Annotated in this window: 12 protein-coding genes and 1 pseudogene; 9 read left to right on the forward strand and 4 right to left on the reverse strand. The window is 55.8% G+C overall.

The genetic code is table 11. The features are described 5' to 3' along the window. The first annotated feature begins 235 nt into the window (after nucleotides 1-235). Nucleotides 236-376, forward strand: a complete 141-nt coding sequence (locus WH279_RS04730; RefSeq protein WP_162900974.1) for a hypothetical protein — start codon at nucleotides 236-238, stop codon at nucleotides 374-376. Here WH279_RS04730 and WH279_RS04735 read toward each other — a convergent pair. Continuing rightward, nucleotides 357-1,509 (reverse strand): annotated as a pseudogene (locus tag WH279_RS04735) (beta-glucosidase). The gene WH279_RS04730 and the pseudogene WH279_RS04735 overlap by 20 nt on opposite strands. 131 nt (nucleotides 1,510-1,640) lie before the next feature. On the opposite strand from WH279_RS04735, the gene WH279_RS04740 reads away from it, so the two are divergent. Continuing rightward, nucleotides 1,641-3,110, forward strand: coding sequence for a phospholipase D family protein (locus WH279_RS04740; RefSeq protein ID WP_339455229.1), 1,470 nt, complete (start codon nucleotides 1,641-1,643; stop codon nucleotides 3,108-3,110). 31 nt (nucleotides 3,111-3,141) lie between these two features. On the opposite strand, the gene mdoC is transcribed toward WH279_RS04740, so the two are convergent. Further along, nucleotides 3,142-4,269, reverse strand: a complete 1,128-nt coding sequence (gene mdoC / locus WH279_RS04745; protein WP_200640477.1) for a glucans biosynthesis protein MdoC — start codon at nucleotides 4,267-4,269, stop codon at nucleotides 3,142-3,144. 269 nt (nucleotides 4,270-4,538) lie between these two features. Here mdoC and WH279_RS04750 point away from each other — a divergent pair, with 269 nt between their 5' ends. The 3 genes from WH279_RS04750 (at nucleotide 4,539) to WH279_RS04760 (ending at nucleotide 9,071) form a co-directional block, all read left to right on the forward strand. Beyond that, nucleotides 4,539-6,074: a glucan biosynthesis protein G gene (locus tag WH279_RS04750; RefSeq protein WP_171149442.1), complete on the forward strand. Its 1,536-nt coding sequence runs from the start codon at nucleotides 4,539-4,541 to the stop codon at nucleotides 6,072-6,074. Next, nucleotides 6,067-8,625 (forward strand): glucans biosynthesis glucosyltransferase MdoH, encoded by a 2,559-nt coding sequence (gene mdoH / locus WH279_RS04755; protein ID WP_339455164.1) that lies wholly within the window; start codon nucleotides 6,067-6,069, stop codon nucleotides 8,623-8,625. The genes WH279_RS04750 and mdoH overlap by 8 nt, the downstream gene beginning before the upstream one ends. A gap of 212 nt (nucleotides 8,626-8,837) precedes the next feature. Beyond that, nucleotides 8,838-9,071 (forward strand): YceK/YidQ family lipoprotein, encoded by a 234-nt coding sequence (locus WH279_RS04760; RefSeq protein ID WP_234472169.1) that lies wholly within the window; start codon nucleotides 8,838-8,840, stop codon nucleotides 9,069-9,071. 16 nt (nucleotides 9,072-9,087) lie between these two features. On the opposite strand, the gene WH279_RS04765 is transcribed toward WH279_RS04760, so the two are convergent. Continuing rightward, nucleotides 9,088-9,486, reverse strand: coding sequence for a MysB family protein (locus WH279_RS04765; RefSeq protein ID WP_167864368.1), 399 nt, complete (start codon nucleotides 9,484-9,486; stop codon nucleotides 9,088-9,090). A gap of 357 nt (nucleotides 9,487-9,843) precedes the next feature. Between WH279_RS04765 and WH279_RS04770 the strand changes: the two genes are divergently transcribed. The 4 genes from WH279_RS04770 to WH279_RS04785 all read left to right on the forward strand — a co-directional run bounded on the left by WH279_RS04770 (nucleotide 9,844) and on the right by WH279_RS04785 (nucleotide 23,496). Further along, nucleotides 9,844-11,520: a ShlB/FhaC/HecB family hemolysin secretion/activation protein gene (locus WH279_RS04770; RefSeq protein WP_445235218.1), complete on the forward strand. Its 1,677-nt coding sequence runs from the start codon at nucleotides 9,844-9,846 to the stop codon at nucleotides 11,518-11,520. 12 nt (nucleotides 11,521-11,532) lie between these two features. After that, a complete protein-coding gene (locus WH279_RS04775) occupies nucleotides 11,533-22,680 on the forward strand; it encodes a hemagglutinin repeat-containing protein (RefSeq protein WP_339455165.1) in 11,148 nt (3,715 codons plus the stop codon). Beyond that, nucleotides 22,680-22,958 (forward strand): YrhB domain-containing protein, encoded by a 279-nt coding sequence (locus WH279_RS04780; protein ID WP_339455166.1) that lies wholly within the window; start codon nucleotides 22,680-22,682, stop codon nucleotides 22,956-22,958. Before WH279_RS04775 ends, WH279_RS04780 begins: the two co-directional genes overlap by 1 nt. 394 nt (nucleotides 22,959-23,352) lie before the next feature. Further along, on the forward strand, nucleotides 23,353-23,496 hold the full coding sequence (locus WH279_RS04785) for a hypothetical protein (protein WP_339455167.1): 144 nt from the start codon (nucleotides 23,353-23,355) through the stop codon (nucleotides 23,494-23,496). A 125-nt stretch (nucleotides 23,497-23,621) separates the two neighbouring features. Here the strand turns inward: WH279_RS04785 and WH279_RS04790 are convergent, their stop codons facing one another. Further along, entirely contained in the window at nucleotides 23,622-24,164 is a 543-nt protein-coding gene (locus WH279_RS04790; RefSeq protein ID WP_339455231.1) for an RNA 2'-phosphotransferase, read from the reverse strand. Nucleotides 24,165-24,187: the final 23 nt, after the last annotated feature.

Raw genomic sequence — 24,187 nt, forward strand, 5'->3', positions numbered from 1 at the left:
AGTCTATCTTATTCCTTTTTTAGCAGTGATGAATCAATTTATTACGTTAATCAAACTGGGAGTTGTGCTATTATCCTGCGCGATTATTTGAGAATGATTGACACTTTTTGACGCTATAAACCTGGGTGGAATAGTGTACTTTCGTTAGTGTTGCTTATTTTTTTGGTGAAAGGGACGTCTTTCATTTTTTACCGGCACCCAACAGGATCGTTTTGCCGGTACGCTGTGGCTGAACATGAAAAACAGTTCCAAACCTGAGTCTGAAAAAGAACCTCGTGTACCGTTAGATGATGCGCAGTTTGCCATTGTGGTCCTGGCTGTCACCTCTTTCACGCTGATTATCTTTGTCCTCGGCATTACGTTGTGGATGTCCTGATCGGCTCCTGCTGATGTTTTATCTGCTGACTGCGAAGCATCAGTGCCATTGATTCGTTGATGGTGCGATTGCCATTCGCATCGGGTAGACCAAATAATCCGGCAGGTAAGCGACGGTCATCATCCCATGCCGGGTAATCAACAACGGGATAGAGCGAAATGCCCTCCAGTTGTACGCCCGCTTTCAGTGCCAGATCGCCTTCCTGACTGACGAGGTTAAGCCACGTCTGAGACTGGCCCGCATCTGCACCGGTTTCGGCGATCAGCAGGGGGCGTTGATAGCGTTGCCACACTTCCTGAAACAACACATTTACACGGCCGGTAGTCCGGGTGGTGCGGTTCCAGCGGGTCGCCGTTATGGAACCACTGATTGTCCGGGTACCAGGTCAGCCCCATAATATCCAGCAGATCTTCCGCCCCCCCCAGTTCCGGTTCACTTCGTCCTGCCAGCCAGTCCCAGACTTCATATTGCGCCTGATGCTGTTGCTGAGCCTGTAATCGGGCGGCGGTGGAATACCCGGAGGCTGCGACGTTGACCAGTGGATCGGTGAGTACAAAGCGCACCCCAGGCAGTTCTTCACGCATGGCATGCATCGCCGCAATGCTGGCGCGGGTCAGTTGCCGTTTCAGTTCGCGACCGCGCCCGGTAACAAAAGGATTAAACCAGGCGATTTCCGCACCGGCCCATGACCAGAATGAAATCTGATTCATGGGGGTAATAAACGGGCGGGTATGACCTTCTTCACGCATCAGGCGGGCGAGGGCGCGGGCAAAGGCGCTGAAACGATCAACGAATTCAGGCTGCCAGATATCCAGCCCGTCCGGCCAGCCAAAGTGGGCCAGCTCCCAGATCATTTCAATACCGTACTTTTCCGATGCTTTTAGCTGCGGCAAAAAACTGTCCCAGTGATATTCTCCGGGTTGCGATTCAATTAAATACCAACGGGCACCATCGCGTGCCGTCAGGATCTGATGGCTGGCTAACAGCGCATAATCTTTCTCCAGCAGCGTGTCATGTCCGCTGCTGATCATCAGGTCGGCGCGCTTGCCCGGTGTCCGGCAGGCAGTGGAGCAGGCGAAGCTCCCCTGGTAGAAGCTGGAAAACAGACCGGGCGGGTAATGTCCATCATGCATAATGTTCTCCTGAGGGAATAAAACGCAGGCGATGGGCTAAGTCTAGACTATATGTTTGCAGGCCTGAACAGACTGTGGGCCAGGCCGGAGTTAACCGGATGAATAACCGTATTACCGCACAAGGATTGCTGATGACCGACACGCTTCACCCACTGCAGGCAGCCAGCCCGGCTGACGCGACACGCCTGGCGCAGGCGATTACGCCACTGGTCGCACAGCATCCCCTGTACAGTGGGGTCTATCCGCTGGCCGAAGGGCTGGATGCCTTTGCCGCGCGCTATCAGCTGATCACCCTGGCGGAAAGTACGCTGGATATTCAGTATTACATCTGGCAGAACGACCTGTCGGGCAGGCTGTTGTTCAGCGCACTGCTGGCGGCAGCCCAGCGCGGCGTGAAAGTACGTCTGCTGCTGGACGACAATAACACTCAGGGACTGGACCGGACCCTGAGCGAACTGAACCGCCACCCGCTTATTGAAGTGCGCCTGTTTAACCCGTTTACCTTCCGCACGCTGAGGGCGCTGGGTTACCTGACGGACTTTGCCCGCCTGAACCGACGGATGCACAACAAAAGTTTCACCGTCGATAATCAGGCCACCATTGTGGGTGGCCGTAATATCGGTGATGAATATTTTGGCGTGGGTGATGAACCACTGTTTTCCGATCTGGACGTGCTGGCCGTGGGCCCGGTGGTGGATGAAGTGGCGCAGGACTTTGACCGTTACTGGCAGAGCCGGCCCGTGGCACCGCTGCGCCGCGTGGTAGAAGAGGAAGAGGGCGAGACGTCGGCGGTGTCACTGCCGGAGGCCTGGCGCGACAGCCCGCAGGTGGCGCGCTATTTACGTCAGGTGGATGAGTCAACGTTCGTGACCCAGTTAGACAATCGAAAGCTGCCTTTTACCTGGGCGAAAACGCGTCTGTTGAGCGACGATCCGCGCAAAGGGCTGGGACGGGCCAGAACCAGTACGCTGTTGTCGCAACGCCTGCTGGAGGTGATTGGTAAACCGCAGCAGCAGCTCGACATCATTTCTGCCTATTTTGTGCCAACGCGCACTGGCGTAGCGCAACTGCTGGCCCTGGTGCGCAAAGGGGTGAAAATTTCAATTCTCACCAATTCGCTGGCGGCCAATGACGTGTCGATTGTGCACGCGGGCTATGCCAAATGGCGTAAAAAGCTGCTGCGTCACGGTATTCGTCTATACGAGCTTAAGCCGCACAGTGGAACGCGTGAGCCCAGCCACGATCGCGGTCTGACCGGGAACTCGGGTTCCAGCTTGCATGCAAAAACCTTCAGCGTGGATAATCAGACGGTGTTTATCGGTTCGTTTAACTTTGACCCGCGCTCTGCCGTGCTGAATACCGAAATGGGGCTGGTGATTGAGAATGATGCGCTGGCAACGCGCATTCACGAGCGATTTATCAGCAGTATGCGCGACCGCGCCTGGACGCTACGTCTGGATAAATGGGGGCGGGTTAACTGGGTGGAGTATCCGGGGGAAGGGGCCAATGAAGTGGTGCATAAGCATGAGCCGCGTACCCGGCTGATACAGCGTCTGCTGGTGCGTCTGGTATGGCGCCTGCCAATCGAATGGTTGCTGTAGGGGCGACCTTTTTTACGGTCGCCCCCTGCTATTACTGGCGCTGTGGTTTCCCGGAGAACAGAAAGCGCAGCAGCGGAATGCGCAGATGGATCTCATACAGCAGGAAGGCGATGCCAAACACAAACACCAGACCGGCGAAGAACCCGAGGGTGTTGCTGTCGATCTGCTTCACAAACAGAATGCCATAGAGAATGGTTAACGGATGGTGGACCAGGTAGATAAACAGCGAGGCGTTCACCAGATACGTCACGCGTGGAGAGTGGGAGTTCAGCAGGCGATGACCGAAGGTAAACACCACGTTGACCATCCACAGGCCCATGAGCATCGAGACCACCGCATCGATCTCATACAGCCAGCCTTCCCCTTTACTCCAGGTTTGATTGGCCACATAGGCGGCAAAAGCCAGCGCCGATCCCACAAAGGTCCAGGGAACCGGACGAACAAACAGGGCCTTAATCGCCGGGTATTTCCATGCCATGGCACCCAGTATAAAGAAGGGCAGGAACATCAGTGTCTGCATCACCGCCATATTAAACAGCGCATCGCTCAGGATCTGTGGTGCAAAAATAAACATCAGACGACGAAATGCACCCCAGGCCAGGCTGCAAAGCAGAATAAAACAGGTTAAACGGGTCCAGGTGAGTTCGGAATAGTCTGTTTTCTCACGGGTGCCATCGCGCAGAAAACGGAACAGCCAAAAGCCCGCCACGGTCAGTACGATCAGGACCAGCAGGAACCACAGATGGGAAATCAGATCCCACACCAACGCATTATATTTCTCATACAGTGTCTTGCTGCTCCAGTCACCGATCTTACTGGTCCACTCTTTCAGCATAAAAAATTGCGGCAGCGTAATCAGGGGAATGGCGGTCAGCATCGGGATGCCAACCCGCTCCACACGCACCTTCAGCCAGTCTGACGGGGTGTAGCGCAGGAACAGCATATAGGAAAAATAGCCTGAAATAACAAAGAATACCTGCATGCGAAACGCATGGATGAAGTCATTCAACAGCGTCAGCCATTCGGAGGGCGCGACACTGTTGACCGACCAGCTTTGTGTGGAATAAATCAATGAGACATGAAAAGGCACCCCTAATAACATCAGCCAGGCGCGAATCGAATCCAAAAAGTATTCTCGTTGTGGTGTTTTTTTAGTCATATGTGTCCAGTATTCAACAAGTTAATCACCCGGTTCACCCTGAACCAGTCTAAAGCTTACCGCTTACTTTAATAGAGCAAACCCGCGTATACTATCAGCCGAATCTGTTTCCGCTAAACGCTTGAGAATCGGGCTATTAGCCACTCGGAATAGTGGAACAAATACGGGCTCAGGCTGTCGGAATGCTGAATTATCCTTTAAGATGGATCCATTGATTTAAGCACCCGAAAGGGGGGGATGTGCGAACTAAAATGAACAATAAACCAAAACTGATGAAATTGCGCTGGGTTGGCGCGGCAGTTTTGCTTTCAATGTATGCCAACACCAGTTGGGCTTTCAACATTGACGATGTGGCAAAACAGGCGAAAGAGTTAGCCGGTAAAGGCTTTGAAGCGCCAAAAAGTAACCTACCGTCACAGCTGCGGGATATGAAGTATGCCGACTATCAGCAGATCCAGTTCAATCATGAAAAAGCCTATTGGAACAAGTTGAAGACCCCTTTCAAACTTGAGTTTTACCATCAGGGTATGTACTTCGATACGCCGGTACGCCTCAATGAAGTGACGGCTAACAGCGTTCGCGAGATCAAATACTCTCCGGAATATTTCAATTTCGGCAATGTGAAGCACGATCCGGATACCGTGAAAAACCTCGGTTTTGCCGGTTTTAAAGTGCTGTACCCGCTGAACAGTAAAGATAAGAAAGACGAGATTTCCAGCTTCCTGGGTGCCAGCTACTTCCGCGTGATTGGTCAGGGCCAGGTATATGGTCTGTCTGCCCGTGGTCTGGCCATCGATACGGCATTGCCGTCCGGTGAAGAGTTCCCGCGCTTCAAACAGTTCTGGATTGAGCGTCCGAAGCCGCAGGATAAACATCTGGTGATCTATGCGCTGCTGGATTCGCCGCGTGCGACTGGCGCCTATCGTTTTCTGATCACCCCAGGTAAAGACAGCACCGTTGATGTGCAGTCAAAAGTCTACCTGCGTGACAAAGTGGGCAAACTGGGCGTGGCTCCGTTAACCAGCATGTATCTGTTCGGTGCGAACCAGCCGTCTCCTGTGGCGAACTACCGCCCGGCGCTGCATGATTCCAACGGCCTGTCGATCCATGCCGGCAACGGTGAATGGATCTGGCGTCCGCTGAATAATCCAAAACACCTGGCCGTCAGCACCTTCACCGTGGAAAACCCACGTGGTTTCGGTCTGCTGCAACGTGGCCGTGATTTCGATAAGTATCAGGATCTGGATGACCGCTACGATCTGCGCCCAAGCGGCTGGATCGAGCCTAAGGGTGACTGGGGTAAAGGCCGCGTTGAGCTGGTCGAAATCCCAACCAGCGATGAAACTAACGACAACATCGTGGCATTCTGGACCCCGGAAAGTCTGCCAGAGCCAGGCAAAGAGATGAAGTTTGCCTATCGCCTGCACTTTACACGTGACGAAAGCCAGCTGCATACGCCGGATACCGCCTATGTGAAAAGCACGCTGCGTTCTCTGGGTGATGTGAAACAGTCTAATCTGGTGCGTCAGCCAGACGGCACAGTGGCGTTTATCGTCGACTTTGTTGGCCCGGACATGAGCAAGCTGCCGGAAAACACCCCGGTCACGCCGCAGGTGAGCATCGGTAATAATGGTGAGCTGGTAGAAAACAGCGTGCGCTATAACCCGGTCACCAAAGGCTGGCGTCTGGTGCTGCGTGTTCGTGTTAAAGACAATAAACAGCCGACCGAGATGCGTGCTGCACTGGTTAACGGTGACAAAACGCTGACGGAAACCTGGAGCAATCAGTTGCCTGCCAATGAATAAGTCTACCGTAATACCCAACGAATATATCGATGCGCTGCCCCTTTCCCCGGAGCGGAAAGGGGCGCTGCGTGATGCGTTGCCAGAACAGCCGTCCGATACCTTCAGCCAGTTGCACTATCAGCTGGCCGAAGACGGCCCGGTCGAAACGCGCCCCGATGATGCTCCGCAGGAATCGGTAAAAGCGCGTGTCGAGATGAGCTGGCCTGACTCTGTTGATGGCGGTCGTCAGTTTGACAAAGACGCGCTGGATCGCACCACGCTGAAAGCGATGCCGAAACACACCCGTTCTTCTATGTATCCGGAAGAGTGGCGGACCAACCCGGTGGCGCGTGCATGGGATTCCCTGCGTGGGCGTAAAAGCACACCGCGTTACGACAGCCGCGAAGAGCAGAAAAATGAAGACAAATGGCGCCATGTTGGCTCTATTCGTCGTTATATTCTGCTGTTCCTCTCCGTCTTCCAGACGGTGGTGGCCACCTGGTATATGAAAACCATTCTGCCTTACCAGGGCTGGGCGTTGATCGATCCTATGGAGATGATCAACCAGAACTGGCAGCAGTCGGTGTTGCAGATCCTGCCTTATGTGTTGCAGACCGGGATCCTGTTCCTGTTTGCCATCCTGTTCCTCTGGGTATCTGCGGGGTTCTGGACGGCACTGATGGGCTTCCTGCAACTGATGATCGGCAAGGACAAATACAGTATTTCGTATCTGACCAACGGCGACGAACCGATTAACCCGGAACACCGCACCGCGCTGATCATGCCCATCTGTAATGAAGATGTCGGGCGTGTATTTGCCGGTCTGCGTGCCACATGGGAATCTGTGGTGCGTACCGGTGAGCAGGCGAACTACGATGTGTATATCCTCAGCGACAGTTACAATCCGGATATCGCCATGGCTGAACAGAAGGCCTGGATGGAGCTGGTGCGTGATGTCGGTGGGGAAGGGCGTATTTTCTATCGCCGCCGTCGTCGCCGCGTGAAACGCAAATCCGGCAACATCGATGACTTCTGCCGCCGTTGGGGCAGCCAGTACAGCTACATGGTCGTACTGGATGCCGACAGTGTGATGAGCGGTGACTGTCTGAACGGTCTGGTGCGCATGATGGAAGCGAACCCAAAAGCGGGCATCATCCAGTCATCACCAAAAGCGTCGGGTATGGATACGCTGTATGCGCGCTGTCAGCAGTTTGCGACACGCGTTTACGGTCCGCTGTTTACCGCCGGTCTGCACTTCTGGCAGTTGGGTGAGTCGCACTACTGGGGCCATAACGCGATTATTCGCGTGCAGCCGTTTATCGAACACTGTGCGCTGGCGCCATTGCCGGGCGAGGGCTCGTTTGCCGGTTCCATCCTGTCCCATGACTTTGTGGAAGCGGCCCTGATGCGCCGTGCAGGCTGGGGGGTGTGGATCGCTTACGATCTGCCGGGTTCTTATGAAGAACTGCCGCCAAACCTGCTGGATGAACTGAAGCGTGACCGTCGCTGGTGCCACGGTAACCTGATGAACTTCCGTCTGTTCCTGGTGAAAGGGATGCACCCGGTCCACCGTGCGGTGTTCCTGACGGGCGTGATGTCTTATCTGTCAGCACCGCTGTGGTTTATGTTCCTGGCGCTCTCCACTGCTCTTCAGGTGGTGCATACGCTGATGGAGCCGCAGTACTTCCTGCAACCGCGCCAGCTGTTCCCGGTGTGGCCGCAGTGGCGTCCGGAACTGGCGATAGCGCTGTTCTCCACCACGCTGGTGCTGTTGTTCCTGCCGAAGCTGCTGAGTATTGTGCTGGTGTGGTTCAAGGGCGCGAAACCTTACGGTGGTGCGCTGCGCGTACTGGCTTCCCTGTTCCTGGAAATGCTGTTCTCCGTGCTGCTGGCACCGGTGCGCATGCTGTTCCATACGGTGTTTGTGGTCAGTGCCTTCCTCGGTTGGGAAGTGGTGTGGAACTCACCGCAGCGTGACGATGATGCTACGCCATGGAGTGAAGCCTTTAAGCGCCACGGTTCGCAGATGCTGCTTGGCCTGGTCTGGGCGGGCGGTATGGGCTGGCTGGATCTTAACTTCCTCTGGTGGCTGTCGCCGATTGTCTTCTCGCTGATCCTGTCTCCGTTTGTTTCGGTATGGTCCAGCCGTCGTACGCTCGGTCAGGCATCGAAGCGCGGTAAACTGTTCCTGATACCGGAAGAGTTCAGCCCGCCGCAGGAACTGGTGGATACGGATCGTTACGTTGAGCTGAACCGCGAACGTGAGCTGGATAATGGCTTTATGCACGCCATGTTCCACCCCTCGTTTAACGCACTGGCCAGCGCCATGGCGACATCGCGTCACCTGAAGAGCGATATCCTCGACTTCGCCCGTGACCGTCGTATTGAGCAGGCACTCAGTGAATCGCCAGCGAAGCTGGACCGCGATCAGCGCCTGGCGTTGTTAAGCGACCCGGTCACGTTGTCACGCATGCATTACCGCCTGTGGCAGCACGCCGATAAGTATCACGACTGGTTAGATCATTACCATACGTTGAAACTGAATCCACTGGCGCTGAATAACGCTAAATAGTATGCGGGTCGGGCATGCCCGACCTCTACGTGATGGCATACCCGATCTTGTAGAGGCTGACCTTCTTTTCCGGTCAGCCCGTCAGGCGGGAAGATAAAAGCCGGGGCCTTGTGTCCCGGCTTTTTTACGTTTTTTTTGCATTGAGTGCTATGGCGCTGTGATGTACAGACGGTAAGATAGTGCGTTTTTTATTCGGGAATAATGTGGTGAGCATGTTTTTACGCGGTGTGATGTTGGCAGTCAGTGTGCTGGTACTGAGCGGGTGTGGCAGTATTATCAGCAGAACCGTGCCCGGACAGGGGCACGGCAATCAGTATTATCCCGGCGTACAGTGGGATGTGCGTGATACGGCGTGGCGCGTGATCACCATTATCGACCTGCCGCTGTCGCTGGTGGTGGATACCTTGTTGTTACCGGTGGATGCGCACCACGGTCCGTACGAGTAATCCCTTTTACCGTACCTCAGGCACGGTTATCGGCATCCGTATTATTGTCTTCCCACTCTTCTGCTGCCGCTTCAGCTTCTTCACTGTCGGCAGGTGGCTCAAGCTGGAATTCCCCTTCATCCCATTCATGCAGGGTATTTTCAGGCAACCATTCGCTTCGTAACTCGACCTCGTCGAAATCACCGTCAAAAATGGCCTGCGCGGCTTCACCGCTGTACAGCGACACAAGCTCGCCTTCATCTCCATCCTCGGTGAGAAACTCCGCCTGCCACATAATGTCCCCATCCTGCATCACAAACTTTTGCAGATTGAACTGATTCACCGCGGCGTCATCTTCGTCGACCTCCGGATTGGCAGCAAGGTACTCTTCACGTGCCGTATCAATGGCTTCTTCCAGCGTGGCATAAAGTGTCATGGTCATCTCCCTGGTTTTATTGGTAAAGAGTAATTGTTGTCGCTGTGCGTCAGGATGCAAGGCGGTAAAGAAGAAATTTTGTGTACCGTGCATGAGGCCGATTGACAAGAATTTCTGTCGCTTAGCGATATCTGGTCAATATTTGAACGGGTAAATTTTACTTAAATACATCAGGAGTAAACGGCCTTTATTATTTTTCATCTTTTCTATTTTAATTAAATCAGCCTGTGTTGTTGACTTAACGTAAATTACTGGAGGGAGTATTCAAACTGAATGAATTAAGTTTATTCTTATTTCACAGCAGGTAATCTGTGCGCATTGAATTTTCCCCCTACTCACATTTATTTAACTTATATCATGATGATGTTAACCCCGGTAAGGACACTGACGGCATTACTGCTGACGGGTGCGTGTTTTACTCTTTCAGCGGCCATGCTCAGCCCGGCCGATCGTGACGCCGTACGCCAGCAACAGCAGCAAATCCTCGATCAAAACCAGCAGCAGCGTGATGAGCTGGAGCGCAGCACGGCGTTACCGTCCGCGCAGCCTCCGCGCCCGGTGCTGCCCTCTGCCGGCCCCTGCTTCAGGGTTAATACGCTGCGTCTGACCGGCGTGACGTTGATTTCCCCCCGTCACCAGCAGCAGTTGCTGGCACCCTGGCAGGGTTCATGTCTGGACATGGCCAGTATCAGCCAGCTCACCCACAGCATCTCCGACTGGTATATCAGCCGTGGCTATATCACCAGCCGCGCGTTTATTCCCGAACAGGATCTCTCCGGGGGGGAATTAACGCTGGCGGTGCTGGAAGGCAAATTACAGCATATTCGTCTTGACGGTTCCCCGGCGCGTGAACTGAATATGGCTTTCCCTGGGCTCGAAGGAAAAATCCTTAATCTGCGCGATATCGAACAGGGAATGGAACAGATCAATCGCCTGCGTACCACGCCGGTTCAGATTGAAATCCTGCCTGCTGACCAGCCGGGGTACTCGGTGGTGAATCTGACCGCCACCCCGGAGTTTCCGCTCAGTCTCTCCGCGGGCTTGGATAACAGCGGGCAGAAAAGTACCGGCACCGGGCAACTCAGCGGGGCGCTGACGGCAAACAATCCGCTGGGCCTGGCTGACCGCTGGTTTATCAGCGGTGGCCGCAGCTCGGCATTTTCCAGCGCACGCGATGCGCAAAATTTCCAGGCCGGGGTCAGCGTGCCTTATGGCTACGGCCTGCTGGACTACAGCTACAGCTGGAGCAACTACCTCAGCACCATCAACAACAACGGCTTTGACTGGCTGTCACGCGGTGACACCAAAACCCACCGGCTCGGTCTTTATCAGGGGCTGTACCGCAACAGCGATATCAAAACCGGCCTGTCTTTCGGCATTACTCATCGCATCAGTCGTAACTGGCTGAACGATGCGCTGTTGCAGAGCAGCAGCCGCAAACTCTCCAGCCTGCAAATCGGTATTAATCATACGCAGAAGCTGGGCGGAGGTATCGCCACCCTGAACCCGATGTTCACGCGGGGAATGCCGTGGTTTTCGGCGGAAAGCGATGAGGGGAAAAACGGCGATCTGCCGAAGGCAGAATTTCGTAAATGGAGCCTGAACGGCAGCTATCAGCTCCCTGTCACCCAAAGCCTGTGGTGGTTAAGCAGCTTTTACGGCCAGTGGTCACCGGACCGTCTGTACGGCAGCGAGCGCCTGACGCTGGGAGGTGAAAGCTCGGTACGCGGCTTTAAAGAGCAGTATCTCTCCGGGGATAACGGGGGCTACTGGCGTAATGAGCTGAACTACGCCCTGTTTACCCTGCCGGGTCTGGGGCAGGTCAGCGCGCTGGCGGCGCTGGACGGTGGCTGGCTGCACAGCGACCGCCTCGACCCTTGGGCGGCGGGCACCCTGTGGGGCAGCGCCGTTGGCCTGACCACCAGTCAGCGCTATTTCTCCACGCAGTTTACCGTTGGCACGCCGCTGGATTATCCGGACTGGCTGGCGCCCGATCACCTCACCGTGCAGTACCGCATCTCACTGATTTTTTAAGAGGCCAGGATTATGGACAATCATCAGCAACCGGTTCGCCGTTCTCAGCGTCTGCTGAGTTATCTGATTTGTACGCTGATTGCCGGGCAGCCGCTGCTGCCAGCGGTGGCTGCCGCCATCACCCCGGTGACCCCGGGCAGCCAGATGGACAAGGCGGCCAACGGCGTACCGGTGCTGAATATCGCCACGCCAAACCAGGCAGGGATCTCCCATAACCAGTTCAGTGATTACAATGTCGGCAAACCGGGGCTGATCCTCAATAACGCCACCGACAGGCTGACGCAGACCCAGCTGGGCGGGCTGATCCAGAACAACCCGAACCTGAAGGCAGGAAAAGAGGCGCGCGGGATCATCAATGAGGTGGTTGGCGGCAACCGCTCGCAGCTGCAGGGCTTTACCGAGGTGGCGGGCAAGGCCGCGAACGTGATGGTGGTTAACCCGTACGGGATCACCTGTAACGGCTGCGGCTTTATCAACACGCCGCAGGTGACGTTAACCACCGGGAAACCAACCTTTGACAGCCAGGGTAATGTCAGCAGCCTGGCGGTTTCTAAAGGCACTATCATCGTTGAAGGGCAGGGGCTGAATGCCAGCCAGAGCGATGCGCTGTCCATTATCGCACGCGCCACTGAAATCAACGCCGATATCCATGCCCGGGATCTGACGGTGATTGCCGGATCGAACCGCGTTGATGCGCAGGGCAAGGTCACTGCGCAGGGATCTCAGGACCCGCAGCCCTCGGTGGCGGTGGATACGGGCGCGCTGGGCGGCATGTACGCCAACCGCATCCGCCTGGTGTCGAGTGACAAAGGCGTGGGGGTGAACCTTGGCAACCTTAATGCCCGTCAGGGGGATATCATCCTGGATGCCAGCGGCAAACTGACGGTGAACAACAGTCTGGCCAGCGGGGCGCTCAGCGTCCGGGCCGGGACGGTCGCGCTCAGCGGCGATCATAAAGCCGGAGGCGACATCACGGTCAGCAGTGACGGTGACGTGGCGCTGAAAAACACGGCGCTGGTCAGCGATCGGGATGTGATAATCAGCGCCGGGAAAACAGCGGCTCTGGAGAGCGGCAAACTGACGGCGGGCCGGGATATTCAGCTCAGCGGCGATGCGCTGACGCTGGATAGCGCCAGCCAGGCGAACGCAGCCGGAGATATCCGTGCCACCGCGACCACCCTGCTCTCGCAGCAGGGTCAGATGACCGCCGGACAGGATCTTACGCTTAACGCGGACGCGCTGGATAACCGCGGTGCGCTGAATGCCAGCCGAAACCTGAATGCCCGCGCCACCACGCAACGTAACAGCGGCACAATGCAGAGCAGCGGCGACCTGACGGTCAGCGGCAGCCAGCTGAAAAATCAGGGAAAGATGTTGAGCGGCGGGTCGTTAACCCTCACTGGCGACCGGCTTGAGCAGAACGGCACGCTCAGTGCCAGAACGAAGGCCAGCCTGACCCTCAGCGACAGGCTGACACAGGGCGCTCAGGGAGAAATACTCAGCGACGGTTTACTGTCGATTCATGCCGGGCAACTGGAGCAGCAGGGACTGCTGTCGGGCGATCGCGGCGTGTATTTAAGCGGCGACGGTTTGAATCAGCAGCAGGGCGCACGCATCACCAGCCAGCAGGCGATTGACCTGCAGGCCGACCAGATGCAGCTGGGCGGGGAGGTTAACGCAGACGGCGATCTGACGCTGAATGCCGGGACGCTGACGACCCAGAGCACTGCGCAGGTACAAAGCGGCGGTAACCTCAAACTGGCGGCGCAGCAGGCGACGCTGAACGGCACCCACGCCGCGCGCGGTGACCTCATCGTCAACGCCACCACCCTGAACCATAACGGCAAAAGTAACGCGGCGCGCATCGCCCTGACCGCCGACAACCTGAAAAACCACGGCACCCTGGTGGCGCCCGAACTGTCGCTCAGCACACAGCACCTCACCAACGGCGGCCTGCTGGATGGCAGCCACAGCCTGCAATTGCAGACCGATCTGTTCGATAACCTACAGGGTGCCACGCTGCACAGCGCAGGTGACCTTGCACTGAGTCCCGCACGGCTGAATAACGCCGGGCTGATCGCCAGCGATGGCGATCTGACCCTGAGCGGCGACAGCCTGTTTAACCGCGGTGAAATTAACGCGCACAATCTCAGCGCGGATTATCTCGATCTGCACAATCAGCAGGGTGGCCTGCTGCTGGCACAGGGGCAGCTGACGACCGTCAGCCAGTCACTGGATAATGCCGGACAGATAGCGGCGGCGACACTGCATGTTTCGGGCGATCGCATCGAAAACAGTGGCACCTTGCAGGGCAACGACAGTCTGGCCCTGAAGGCGCACACTATCACCAGCCAGGGCGATATGGTCTCGGATGGCGCGCTGAGCATCGACGGCGATAGCCTGAACAACGGCGGTGCGCTTCAGGGGGCGGTGCTGGCCCTGACGCTGGTTCAGCAGTTTGCTAACCAGCAGGGAGCGGAGGTGAATGCCACCCGCAGTCTGGCCATTGATGCGGCAACGGTGGTGAATGACGGGCAGATGGTCACGCCTGCTCTGACTCTGAACAGTGCCAGCCTGGTGAACCGTGGCTGGATGCAGGGTGATAATACGCTGGTGGTGAACAGCGCAACGATCGATAACCTCACGGGTGGCACTCTGGTGAGTGGCGACCGCGCCGAACTGACCAGCACCACGCTGAATAATGGTGGTCAGTTGCAAGCCGGTCACCTGGTACTGAGCAGCACCAATCTCAATAACAGCGGTACGCTGTTGATGAACCATCAGGGAGAACTGACGGTTGCGCAGACGCTGACCAACAGCGGCCTGTTGCAGGCTAACCGCGCACTGACGCTAGGCACACGGCAGCTGGTCAATACTGCCAGCGGTGCGCTGATTGATTCCGGCGGACTGACGCTGACGCTTGACAGTCTGCGCAACGACGGGCTACTGCAAATCAGTGAAGCGCTGGATGTGACGGCGCGCGAGCTGAATAACCAGGGCCAGCTGCTGGCAGGTCGCACGCTGGCGCTGAACGCGACGTCATTGATCAACGGCGGCCTGATGCAGGGCGATGAGCGGCTGACGCTTGACAGCACCTCGCTGGATAACAGTGGACAGATCCGTAGCCTGGCAGACGGCAAGGTCAGCGCAGACAGCTTACTGAATACGGGAAAAATTACCGCGCAGGATCTGGCACTCAGCGGTAATGTCCTCCGCAATAGCGGCCTGTGGCAGGGTAATCAACACCTTGGCGTCACCGCCGGGCAACTGACGCAGAGCGCCAGCGGGCAGGCCCTGAGCGGCGGCATGCTGGAACTCAGCAGCCATACGCTGACCACTGACGGCACCCTGCAGGGGGCGCAGGTTAGCGTCACGGCGCAGAGCTGGCAGCACCTCGGAACGGCCATCGGCAGCGCAGGCATCTCGGCACAGGTCGGGGATACGCTGGCGAATACGGGTGAGATTTTAAGCCAGGGCGGCATTCAGCTTGATGCTGCGACGCTGAACAATACCGGCAAGCTGCTCGGCGAAGATGCCGTGACGCTGCGTGCCACTGGCTTCACTAATCAGGGCGCGGTGCAGGGCAGCACGCTGGCGGTAGACGCCGCAACGCTGACCAACAACGGCACGCTGGTGGGGTTGCAGGCCCTGACCCTCGGCTCTCTCCCCGCCGCTGTGGCACGCATGGCGCTGGCGGCAACACCAGCAGTGCAACGTATTTATAGCGGCAGCGGTAAGCTGCTGACCCAGGGCACTCTGAGAATAAACGGCGACAGCCTGAGTAATGACGGCATCTGGCAGGCGCAGGATATTGTCGCCAACGCCCGCACGCTGAGCAATCAGGGCCGCATACAGAGCGCCGACAGCCTGGAGTTGCAGCTGAGTGATACGCTGACCTCCGCTGCCAACAGCCAGATCGGTGCGCAGGGTGAAGCGTTACTGCATGCCGCCACCCTCAGCAATCAGGGGCAGTGGACGGCTAAAAATCTCGCGCTGACGGCCGATGCGCTGGATAACCAGGGCACCATCAGTGGGGTGGATAACCTGACCCTGGGCCTGACGGGTGCGCTAAAACAGCAGCAGGCCGGATCGTTGTTAAGCGGCGGTGCGCTGGGCGTGAATGCGACCTCAATAGAGAATGCTGGCCGTATTCAGGGCAACACGCTGGCCATGAACGGCAGCACGCTGGAGAACAGCGGCAGGTTACAGGGGGATAACGGCCTGACGCTGGTCCTCGGCGATCGCCTGACCAATCATCAGAACGGGATACTGTTCAGCCAGCAGGCGCTGACGCTGCAGGCGGCGCAGATGACCAACGACGGTGTGATTCAGGGGGGGAAACAGACCCGGCTGGATATCACCGGAACGGCACAGAATAACGGAAAACTCCTTTTCAGCGATGATTTGACGTTTAACGCGTCGCAGCTGAATAACGGGGGCTGGTTACAGGCGACCGATCTACTGCTTAAGGCGGCGCAGGTAGAGAATACAGGCACGCTGCTGGCGCAACAGCAGGGCGCCTTTACCGGCAATAGTCTGATCAATCAGGGCAGTGTCCAGGGCGATCGACTGACGGTTAACTATCAGCAACTGAACAACAGCGGCACCGTGCTCGGCAACCAGCAGCTAGATGTCACTGCCGCAAATGTCGAGCAACAGGGCGGCGGCAAACTGCTGAGTGGCGGTAATCTGACGCTGAAGGCCAACCAACTCTCCCCCACCGGTCAACTGGTGGCCCTTGGGGATGTGACGGCCACACTGGCTAACGCCTTCACGCATCGCGGCACACTGGCGGCAGGCAATCAGCTGACGATCATCAGCAACGGTGCCATCGACAACCAGGGCGTGATGCAGGGGCAGGGCGTTAACCTCAGCGCGGGGAGCCTCCTCAGCAACAGTGGGAAAATCACCTCCGGCACTCGAACCAGTACCCTGAGCGGTAGCCAGATCAACCTCAATGACGCCGGGAGCGTGCAGGGCGGGGGCGATATCTCGCTGACCAGCCGCGGCGATATCAATGTCGCCGGCTTTACCGGAACCAGTGGGTCACTGACGCTGACGGCACCGGGCAGCATCATTAACACAGCCTTACTCTATGCCGGCCAGGATATGCGTCTGCAGGCCAACAGCATCCGCAACCAGCGCGGCGATATCCTCGCTGACAATAACCTGTGGATGCAGCGTGATGCCGCAGGCAATGCCAACAGTGAAATCATTAACACCTCCGGCACCATTGAGACGCGCAACGGCGATATTACGATGGCCACCGCGCATCTGCTTAATCAGCGCGACGGGCTGACCGTTGTTCGCCAGATTACTAATATAATCGATGCCAGTGCGGGCTATGTTGATGTGCCGTTAAGCAGTTTTAACCCACAGGATATTCTTTACGAGAATATGAGCGGGTGTGGTGGTGGGCGTAATGATAGTTGTCACAATAGCTATACGGCCAGTTTGAAAAATAAAGAAGATAAAACTCGTAAGCAGTTGGTTAGTACAGAATCAATAACAGCCACCGCAAATGGCGGGGCATCACGTATTGCCGCAGCGGGTGATCTTATTGTAAGAGCGGGCGATCTTGAAAATAATGCAAGTTCGCTACTGGCAGGCAACAGGATTAAGCTCACGGGAAATCAGCTTAACAATGATTCCGTAGAAAACGGAATCATTTCGCGATACCAGACCTATGTTAATAAAACTGACATAGCAGGAGGTGGAAGACCTATTACGTCGGGTAATTTCCGTTTTGAAATTAGCGGAGGGCCTGAGTTTACAACCAAATCCGGAACGGCTTACACGGCCGTGATCCAGGCCGGTGGTGCACTGACCGCCAGCTTCACCAGTAACATCAGCAATACGACTACCCGTGCCAATACCGGCACGATCACCAGTACCCTGGCAAAACCCGTGCTCAATACCCTCAGCCAGCAGGGTATCGGCAGTACTGTGCAACAACAGGCTCTGTCCGGCACTGAAAAAGTGACGGTTAATTCACCCCAGTGGCAGTCGCAGATACAGTCCGCCCTGCAACAAATGAGTGGTGGCAAAGCCCTGGACAGCAACGGTCAGCCGCTGGCGACGCTGGCCGATCAGCGCACGAATAATAACAACGGCACTTCGCTGTTTACCAAAAACCCGGCCTCGTTGCAGCAGCCAGTGGCTCAGGGTGTGGATACCAGCGCGTGGCCGCTGCCCACCGGCAATAACGGCTATTTTGTTCCTGCCAGCGATCCCAAAAGCCCGTATCTGATCGTCACCAACCCACAGCTCGACGGGCTGGGCAAGCTGGATCACAACCTGTTTGGCGATCTGAATGCATTACTGGGTAAACAGCCGGGCAGCGCACCGCAGGAAACGCGCAGTGCTTACACCGACCAGAAACAGTTCCTTGGATCGTCCTACCTGCTGGATCGCCTCAATCTTAAGCCTGACTACGACTATCGTCTGCTGGGCGATGCGGCCTTTGATACTCGCTATGTCAGCAATGCGCTGCTTAACCAGACCGGCAACCGCTATCTGAACGGGGTGGGTTCTGACCTGGAACAGATGCGCTATCTGCTGGATAACGCCGCCAGTGCACAGCAGTCGCTGGGATTAAAATTTGGCGTATCGCTGGATGCCAAACAGGTCGCTGCGCTTGAGCACAGCATTGTCTGGTGGGAAGCGACGCAGATTAACGGCGAAACCGTGATGGTGCCTAAGCTCTATCTGTCGCCGAAGGATGTTACCGTCAACAGCGGCAGCGTGATTGCCGCTAACTCGGTGGAACTCAACGCCGGAACACTTAACAACAACGGCAGCACGCTGGCCGCCAAAACCGATTTGAATATCAACAGCCAGAACAGCATCAGTAACCTGAACGCTGGCCTGATTAGCGCTGCCGGGGATATGAACCTCAGCGCACTGGGCGATATCAACAATATCGGTTCGGCTATCAGCGGTAAAACCCTGACGCTCGAGAGCCTCGACGGCAGCATTAATAACCAGACGCTGGCCACGCAGTGGAACGCCAGTAGCAAAGGCTGGTTTGGCTCCGGTGCGGCAATGAGCCAGACCCAGCTGGGCACAACGGCAACGATGAGCGCACAGCAGGGCGTAACGCTGAAAGCGGGCAAGGATATTACGGTCACCGGCAGTAAGGTGGCGGCAGGCGGCGATCTGAAACTGGATGCGACAGGCGATATTGCTATCAATGCCAATCAGACGTCCAGCAGCAGTCGCTATACCGGGTATGCAGGCAAAAACATCGCCAGCAGCGGCAAGGTCGACAGCGTCGGCAGCAATCTCTCTGCGGGTGGTTCATTAACGCTCAATGCCGGAAACGATCTCAGCGCCACCGCCAGCGCCATCAGTGCGACAAAGGATCTGTCGCTGTCGGCAGGGCATGACCTCAACCTGAATGCAGCAGACACCGCGCAGCGCAGCAGCAAGGGCAAAGGGGAAAACCATGTCACCGGTCAGGATCGCACCACGCTGACCAGCGGCAATGATCTGACGCTCAGGGCAGGCCGCGATCTGAACAGCCAGGCGGCAGGCCTGGTGGCCGATAACGATGTGACATTACAGGCGGGCAGGGATGTGAATCTGCTGGCGGCCACCACCACTAAAGGTGACAGCTACCGCAGCAGCGAACGTACGGAAATCCACGAAGCGGTGCGCCAGCAGGGCACGGAGATTGCCAGCGGCGGCAATACTGCGGTGCAGGCGGGGCGGGATATTAACAGCGCGGCCACCCAGGTGACGGCACAGCAGGATATTGCCCTGAACGCGGGGAATGACGTCAACCTGACGACGGCCACCGAGAGTGATTATTTCTACAAAGAAGAGACGAAAACCAAAAAAGGATTCCTTAGCAAAAAAACCACCCACACCATCAAAGAGGACTATTCGACTTCGGAGAAAGGCACCCTGCTGAGCGGTGATAACGTCAGCGTGGAGGCCGGTAAAAATATCCTGGTGAAAGGATCGCAGGTGGTGGGGGACGACAACGTGACCCTGAAAGCGGCCAGTAATATCGATATTGTTGCCGCGACCAACACGGACTCCAGCTGGCGTTTCAGTGAAACGAAAAAAAGCGGGCTGATGGGTACGGGTGGGATTGGTATCACCATCGGCACCTCTAGCCAGAAGCATGACTTAAAAGTGAAGGGCACGACCCAGAGCCAGAGCGTCAGTACCGTCGGCAGCACCGGGGGCAATGTGACGGTCAGCGCGGCTGACGGCGTGAAGATCAGCGGTGCTGACCTGGTGGCGGGTCAATCGTTAACGGTCAACGGTGACAGCGTGGTTATCGCGCCGGGTCATGATAAGCGCACCGCGGACGAGCGATTCGAGCAAAAATCCACGGGGATTACGCTGGCGCTCTCCGGCGCAGTCGGTGAAGCAATCAACAATGCCATCGCCACTGCACAGGCGGCGAAAGGGGAAAGTGACAGTCGTCTGGCGGCCCTGCAGGCGACAAAAACCGCGCTCTCAGGGGTGCAGGCAAAACTGGCCAGCCAGCAGGCGCAGGTCAGCGGCGACCCGAATAGCGGCATTGGCATCAGTATTTCGCTGACCACGCAGAAGTCTAAATCCCAGTCGCAGCAGGTGAGTGATGCGGTATCCGGTTCGACCCTGAATGCGGGGCAGAACCTGGCGATTACCGCGACGGGTAAAGGTCAATCGGCTAACAGCGGGGATATCGCTATCGGCGGCAGCCAGCTGAAAGCGGGCGGCGACACCACGCTGACGGCGGCGAATGACATCCTGTTAACCGGCGCGGCCAATACGCAGCAATCCACGGGCAGTAACTCCAGCGGCGGCGGCGGCGTGGGCATCAGTTTTGGCGTGGGCAACGGCAGCGCCGGGTTGAGCATCTTTGCCAGTGTCAACGGCGCGAAAGGCAAAGACACCGGTAACGGGACGCAGTGGAGTGAAACCACCCTCGACAGCGGTGGCAACGTCTCGCTGAACAGCGGACGTGACACCACGTTAACCGGCGCTCAGGTGAACGGTAATAAGGTCAGCGCCGATGTCGGGCGCAACCTGACCATCACCAGCCAGCAGGACAGCGATCGCTACGATTCGAAGCAGACCAGCTTTGGCGCCGGTGGCAGCTTCACCTTTGGGTCGATGACGGCGTCCGGCTATATCAATGCCAGCCAGGACAAAATGCACAGCACCTATGACAGCGTCATGGAGCAGAGCGGTATCTATGCGGGCAAGGGCGGGTTCGATATTCAGGTCGGCGACCACACCCAGCTGAACGGAGCAGTGATTGCCAGCCAGGCAGGGGCAGATAACAATCGCCTGGAAACCGGCACGCTGGGCTTCAGCGACCTGGGGAATGAAGCCGACTATAAGGTCAGCCATAGCGGGATCAGCGCCGGCATGAGCAACGGCGGGTCGATGGGCGGCCAGATGCTGGGCAACGTGCTGTCGAACTCGGCCAGCACGCTGCTGGCGGGGCTCAACGGCAAGGGGCATGCGGAAGGCACCACTCAGTCTGCGGTAGAACAGGGCACGATTGTTATCCGCGATATGGCTAACCAACAGCAGAACGTTGCCAGCCTGAGCCGTGATACTGCCTCGGCCAACGGCAGCATCAGCCCGATTTTTGATAAAGAGAAAGAGCAGAAGCGTTTACAGACGGCACAGGCGGTGGGGGAAATCACCGGCCAGATGGTTAGCATCGTGAACACGATGGGCGATATCAAAGGGCTGGAAGAGGCGAAAAAAGGCGCTGCACCGCTTAAAGATAACGCGACAGAAAAAGAAAGGGCCAAATGGCTGGCCGGATTACGAGAAAGCGATGCCTATCAGAAAGCCATGTCCGATTACGGCGTGGGCAGCAAGAACCAGATGGTGGTTCAGGCAGTAAGCGGTGTGCTTCAGGGACTGGTTAACGGAAATATTTCACAGGCGGTTGCCGGAGCGGCCAACCCACTGGTGGCGCAGGTCATCAAAGCGCAAACCACCGATGCCGGCGGCAACACGAATGTGGTTGCCAACGCGATGGCGCATGCCGTGTGGGGTGCGGTGGCGGCGCAGATGTCGGGAGGCAATGCCGCCGCGGGTGCCGCCGGAGCGTTCAGCGGTGAGCTGGCCACACGCTTTATTGCCGAAGCGTTTTATCACGCCAGCACGCCAGAGGAGATTGCCAGACTGTCGCAGGCGGACAAAGAGCAGCTGAGCCTGCTGGGCACGCTTGCCGCCGGAGCCGCGGGGGCGGTAGCAGGCAACAGCTCGGCAGCCGCAACGACCGGAGCGCTTGCGGGCAAGAATGCGGTGGATAATAATGCGCTGTCAGCCCCCGATGATAAGACACGACAGGATGCTAAATGGGCGCTACCGTATCTGGAAGGCGATAAGAAAGCACAGGCAGAGAAACTGGTCACTGACCTGAATGTGAAGGATAAAGCATTCGATGCAGCGATTGATGCGGCGTGCAAGAATCTGTCATCAGCGGACTGTAGGGGGATGCGTCAGGAACTGGCGGCAATGGGCAAGAGTTACGATGCCCAGCTTGATGGTCAGTACATCGGCACCATGGCCAGTGTTTATAAAGAGGGTGCTGATAAAGTCGATAATCTGCTGTGGCAATATGCGACAGCAGATGCGCAGGCGCAGAAAGCGAAAGACATCCAGACCATCGCCACTAACTGGGGCGTCAGCTTAGAAACGGCTTCAACGTTGTATACCAGCATGGCGGGGGTGCACACCGCTGCGGCGATTGGTGGCGCGGTGTATGGCATGAAGGGAATTGGAGCGCACGGAGAAACTGCTGGCTCTATTAAAAACGTTAATCCAGGATACCCAGAACCGGGTAGAACACATAATTGTGTAAACTGCTCTGTTGCCACCGATGCTACTCTGGCTGGAAATCCTGCATCGGCGTTGCCTGTAAACCATAAAAACGGTATTCCTTTGACCGTTTTGGAAAAACAATACGGTACTAAATTTAAGTATATTTCTTCGCCCGAAAGTATTACACAGCAAATGGCAAGTGCAGGTTCTGGTTCCAGAGGGATTGTTTTTGGTTCATATGGACCAGGTCAACCTGGACACGTGTTTAATGTTGTAAACCAAAACGGAACAGTCCGATTCCTTGATGGGCAAACAGGTAAACCTGCTAATCTCAGCAAGTTTGAATCATTCCAGTTATTGAGGACTAATTAATGGTTAGTTATGAAGAGGCTGTAGAAAAAGCGACAGAATATCTAAAAGATACTGATATTCCGGTTGTTATTACCCTGCATGGACGTTTTTCTGAAGGGTGGTTTTTTTGTTTTCAATCTCGAGAATACCTTGAAACTGGGGAGTTTTCTTCGCAGCTCGCAGGTAATTCGCCATTTATAGTTGATAAGGATACGGGTGAAGTACATGAACTTGGAACTGCATACCCTATTGAAAAATATTTACAAGATTACGAAGAAAAGAAAAATGCTCTGAGTTAGAAGAGTCCCGACATATTTAGACTGCACCCCAAACATGTGGACTCCTGACTATGTAAGGTGCCGTCCGGTGACGTGGTCGGCGACAGGAGCAATCTTTTAACCAGCCGTAAGCTGGGTGGATGATTTTCAAGTGGCCGATGGACATCAAAGTCATGCGGGTGAGATTTCGCAAATCGTCGGTTGTAATCGGCCATAAACTCATCAGTTGCTGACCTGCTCCGTAGTTAAGAACGAAGCGGGGGATGACGGGTATTACGTATGGTGGATTAAGTGTGGGGTGACTTATCAGTACACCTGTTTTAATACCACATATTTTTTTGATATTTTCGGTTTTCCAGCCATCAGCCGGTATTCTTCCTGTGTCAGGTTATTCAGGGATTCATGGGGGCGCTCAATGTTATATTCATTCAGTCAGAATGCACAGCTCCTGCTGCGCTTTATCCCACAGGGCAGCGGTTCGCTCCAGCATCTGTCGCGCGTCAACGGATGTTCAGGTTCGCACGAGCGGGAGGTGATTACCAGACAACTCGAAGTCTAATTATGGTGACATCTTATATTAAAAATATAAAAGATCTGGAGGACGAGAAACGACGGATCAAACAGATGATTTCCGACCTTTCTCTTGAGACCATGCACTCAAATATGTTATCGAAATTTACAATTTCACTGAATAATAAACGTATTGGCTACCGCTTTCGTCAGCCAGACCCCATTATCTGCCTGATAAAATTTAACGCCCTGCTTAAACATTACCCGGGCATCTATTTTCAGGACAACGGGTTTACCATGCCGTTTCCCGACGCTGTATGCTGTCGCTTCATCCGCAGATAAATGCACATACTGGCGCGATCCAGGGATTAATCCCTGTATTAGTATCGACTCAAGAAACCGTGTGGCCGTGCCGTGGTATAAAACGTCAGGAGGCGTGCTTTCTTGATAATTGATATCAACCTGCTGTGATGAATGTCCCTGTACGGCTCGGATCTTCAATCCATCTTCTGAGAGTGAAAATCGTTTCTTATCACTGCTTTCAACAATGGACAGAATAGTCTCTCGAGTGAGGTTTTTACTGTCATTTTTTGCACAGGCAATCAATGTATCGATATCTGTCCAACCTTCGCTATCTAATGTTAAACCAATAGATTCAGGTTGATGGCGTAAAACATAACTTAAAAATTTGCTGATGTCTGAGTGTTTTTTACTCATGATCTTTAATCTCAATGAAGACA

Origin of the sequence: Erwinia sp. MYb375 (genome assembly GCF_037479175.1) — a bacterium.
GTDB lineage: Bacteria > Pseudomonadota > Gammaproteobacteria > Enterobacterales > Enterobacteriaceae > Erwinia > Erwinia rhapontici.